2 protein-coding genes and 1 pseudogene are annotated in these 3,806 nt (G+C 68.2%); all 3 read left to right on the top strand.

The features are described from left to right. A pseudogene (locus tag AB0F81_RS50725) lies at positions 1-258 on the top strand (hypothetical protein); the annotation flags it as partial. A gap of 142 nt (positions 259-400) precedes the next feature. After that, a complete protein-coding gene (locus tag AB0F81_RS50720; protein WP_360211575.1) occupies positions 401-1,090 on the top strand; it encodes a CBS domain-containing protein in 690 nt (229 codons plus the stop codon). A gap of 26 nt (positions 1,091-1,116) precedes the next feature. After that, a complete protein-coding gene (adhE, locus tag AB0F81_RS50715) occupies positions 1,117-3,702 on the top strand; it encodes a bifunctional acetaldehyde-CoA/alcohol dehydrogenase (protein ID WP_360211573.1) in 2,586 nt (861 codons plus the stop codon). The last annotated feature ends 104 nt before the right edge of the window (positions 3,703-3,806 follow it).

Below are 3,806 nucleotides of genomic sequence, written 5' to 3'. Positions count from 1 at the left end.
CCTTCCGCCGCCGCTGCCTTCAACGATCCCGTGACTCCCACTACCGCAAACGACTCAGCACGCTCGGAAGCTACGAACCGCCGTAGCAGTATTAGCCAGCCCGTCGAGGTGTCGGCGGTCCGCCGCCTGCTCATCAAACCCGACTCCGGATTGGTCGCTCAGATGGTGCTGCGGGTGGGCTACGGGCGTGCCGCCGAAGGCTCGCCGCGGCGTCTCGTCTCCGAGGTACTCCTGCGCGCGGATTGCCGGCGACCCTGATCCTCGACGAATGCGAGGCCGGCGGAACCTCGCCGGAGCCCGACGATCAGGCCGAAGGTCCCGAGGCCGGGGGACTGTCGGTTCTGCTCTTGGCCGGGGTTGCGTCCTAGCGTCGCAGTCAGGACGACTGAAGGCGGGCGAGATGAAGAACTGGACCGTGGACGACGTGATGACTACAGCGGTCGTGTCGGTGGACACCTCCGCCACCTATCGGGACGTCGTGGATCTGCTGACCCGGCATCGTTTCAGCGCTGTGCCCGTCGTCGATGCGTTTCAGCACGTGGTGGGCGTGGTGTCCGAGGCGGATCTGCTGCGCAAGATCGAGTATGCGGGAGACGAGACGCCTCGGCTGTTCGAGTCCCGGCGCCGTCGCGGCGAGCGGGCCAAGGCGGGCTCGCGGACGGCGGCGGACCTCATGAGCAAGCCTCCGGTTACCGTCCTGAGCAGAACCTCCATCGCTGCGGCGGCCCGCCTGATGGACACCGAGGACGTCAAGCGCCTGCCGGTGACCGACGACTTGGGCCGCCTGATCGGCATCGTGTCCCGCGGCGATCTGCTCAAGGTGCATCTGCGCCCGGACGACGAGATCCTCGCCGACGTCGAGAACGAGGTGATCAAGCCGTTGCTCGTCGAGGACTCGGCAAACGTCGCCGTGGCCGTGGTCAACGGCGTCGTCACCCTCAGCGGCGAGGTCGACCGCGCCTCGTCCGCCGACATCGCGACCCGATCGGCCCTACGTGTCCCGGGGGTCGTGGATGTGAACTCCACGCTCGAGTTCGCCCACGACGACCGCGAGTCGCTGAGGTCGGGCATGTTCTTCGGCGTCGCGTGACCGCGGCGACCGGGAGAGGAGAAATGATGACTGCCGCCACCATGGTGGACGCTCTCGTGGCCGACGGTCTGCGGGCGCTCGACGACTACGCCGCCTTCGACCAGGAGCAGATCGACCGGATCGTCAAGAAGGCATCCGTAGCGGCCCTCGACCAGCACGCCACGCTGGCCCGGCTCGCGGTCGAGGAGACCGGCCGCGGGGTCTTCGAGGACAAGGCGGTCAAGAATCTGTTCGCCTGCGAGCATGTCACCCACAGCATGGCGAAGTTGCGCACTGTCGGGGTGATCGCCGAGGACGAGATCAACGGCATCGTCGAGATCGCCGACCCGGTCGGCGTGATCGCGGGTATCACGCCGGTCACCAACCCGACGTCCACGACGATCTTCAAGGCGCTGATGGCGCTCAAGACCCGCAATCCGATCGTTTTCGCGTTCCACCCGGCCGCGCAGCGGTGCAGCGCCGAGGCGGCTCGCGTCGTGCGCGACGCCGCCGTCGCGGCCGGCGCCCCCAAGCACTGCATCCAGTGGATCGAACAGCCCTCGGTGGAGACCACCACCGCGCTCATGCACCACCCCGGGATCGCGACGATCCTCGCCACCGGCGGCAACAGCATGGTCCGCGCGGCCTACTCCGCCGGCAAGCCCGCGCTGGGCGTCGGCGCCGGCAACGTTCCGGCGTACGTGGAGGCGAGCGCCAACCTTCCGCGCGCCGTGCACGACATCGTGCTGTCCAAGTCGTTCGACAACGGCATGATCTGTGCCTCCGAGCAGGCCGTCATCCTGGACGACGCGATCTACGATGACGCCCTCGCCGAGTTCGGCAAGCTCCACGCGTACGTCGCCACGCCCACCGAGAAGGCACAGCTGGAAGAGTTCATCTTCGGCGTGGCGGCCGACGGCACCGGATGCGACGACGACCGGCTCAACCCTGACGTGGTGGGCCGGACCGCGGCCTGGATCGCCGGGCAGGCGGGCTTCCGCGTTCCGCCACAGACGTCGGTCATCCTCGCCGAAGTGGGCGAGGTCGGGCCGCGCGAGCCGCTCACCCGCGAGAAGCTCGCCCCGGTCCTGGCCGTACTGCGTGCCGAATCCCGCGAGGAGGGCCTGCAGCGCGCCGCGGAGATGGTGGAGTTTCATGGTCTCGGGCACAGCGCGGTCATTCACACCGAGGACGACGACCTGGTCAAGGAGTTCGGGCGCCGGATGAAGGCTGTCCGGATCATCTGGAACTCGCCGGCCTCGCAGGGCGGCATCGGCGACATGTACAACGCGTTCCTGCCCTCGCTCACCCTCGGGTGCGGCAGCTACGGCGGCAACTCGGTGTCGAACAACGTCTCGGCGGTCAACCTCATCAACATCAAGCGGATCGGCCGGCGTACCAACAACCTGCAGTGGTTCAAGGTGCCCTCGAAGATCTACTTCGAGCCGCACGCGATCCGCTACCTCACCGACATGCCGGACGTGCAGCGGGTCACGGTGGTGACCGACGAGACGATGACCCGGCTCGGGTTCGTCGACCGGATCAACAGGGTGCTGCAGGCCCGGCCCAACCGGGTGGCCCTGCAGATCATCGATGACGTCGAACCGGAGCCGCGGATGACGACCGTGGACCGGGGCGCCACGCTGATGCGCTCCTTCCGGCCGGACACGATCATTGCGCTCGGTGGCGGGTCGGCGATGGACGCGGCCAAGGTGATGTGGCTGAAGTACGAGCACCCCGAGGTCGACTTCGACGACATGCGGGAGAAGTTCTTCGACATCCGCAAGCGGGCGTTCGCGTTCCCCGCGCTCGGCTCGCTGGCGCAGTTGGTGTGCATACCGACCACGTCGGGCACCGGAGCGGAAGTCACGCCGTTCGCGGTGATCACCGACCACGTCACCGGCAAGAAGTACCCGCTGGCCGACTATGCGCTCAGCCCGACGGTCGCCATCGTCGACCCGGAGCTCACCGCCAGCCTGCCCAGGGTGATCGCGGCGGACAGTGGCTTCGACGCGCTGACCCACGCGATCGAGGCGTACGTGTCGGTCTACGCGAGTGACTTCACCGATGGGCTGGCGCTGCACGCGATCCGCCTGATCTTCGCGAACCTCGAGCAGTCTGTCGTGGCCGGCGAGCCGAAGGCGCGTGAGCACATGCACAACGCCGGCACGATCGCCGGCATGGCGTTCGGCAGCGCCTTCCTCGGCATCGTGCACGCCATGTCGCACACGCTCGGCGCCACCTTCCACATCGCGCACGGGCGCACCAACGCGGTTCTGCTCCCGCACGTGATCCGCTACAACGGCACGATGCCGTCGAAGCTGTCCGGCTGGCCCAAGTACGAGAGCTACCGCGCCCCCGAGCGCTTCGCCGACATCGCCCGGATGCTCGGCCTGCCCGCCGCCACACCAGCAGAGGCGGTCGAGTCCCTGGCGGCAGCCGTCGAGACGCTCCGGGACACGGTTGGCATCGAGCCGTCGTTCGCCAAGTTGGGTGTGGACGAGAGCCAGTTCATGGCCGCCCTGCCCCAGCAGGCGATGAACGCGTACGAGGACCAGTGCGCACCGGCGAACCCGCGGATGCCGATGCTGGCGGACATGCAGCAACTGATGAGGGACGCCTACTACGGCTGACCGGCCTCGGGGGGGGGGGGGGGGGGCGGAAAGGGGGGCCCCCCCCCCCCCCCGCGCCACCACACCCGGGGGGGTGGGTTTTTGAGATTGTGAGCAGCTCGGTA

This window comes from Actinoplanes sp. NPDC024001, assembly GCF_040638955.1.
Taxonomy (GTDB): domain Bacteria; phylum Actinomycetota; class Actinomycetes; order Mycobacteriales; family Micromonosporaceae; genus Actinoplanes.
Note: the sequence above shows the minus strand (reverse complement) of the source record. Positions and strands in the feature narration are given on the sequence as shown.

Excerpts from the sequence above, each read along its gene's own strand:
- AB0F81_RS50720 (WP_360211575.1), top strand. The coding sequence starts at position 401 with ATGAAGAACTGGACCGTGGACGACGTGATGACTACAGCGGTCGTGTCG.
- adhE (WP_360211573.1), top strand. The coding sequence starts at position 1,117 with ATGACTGCCGCCACCATGGTGGACGCTCTCGTGGCCGACGGTCTGCGG.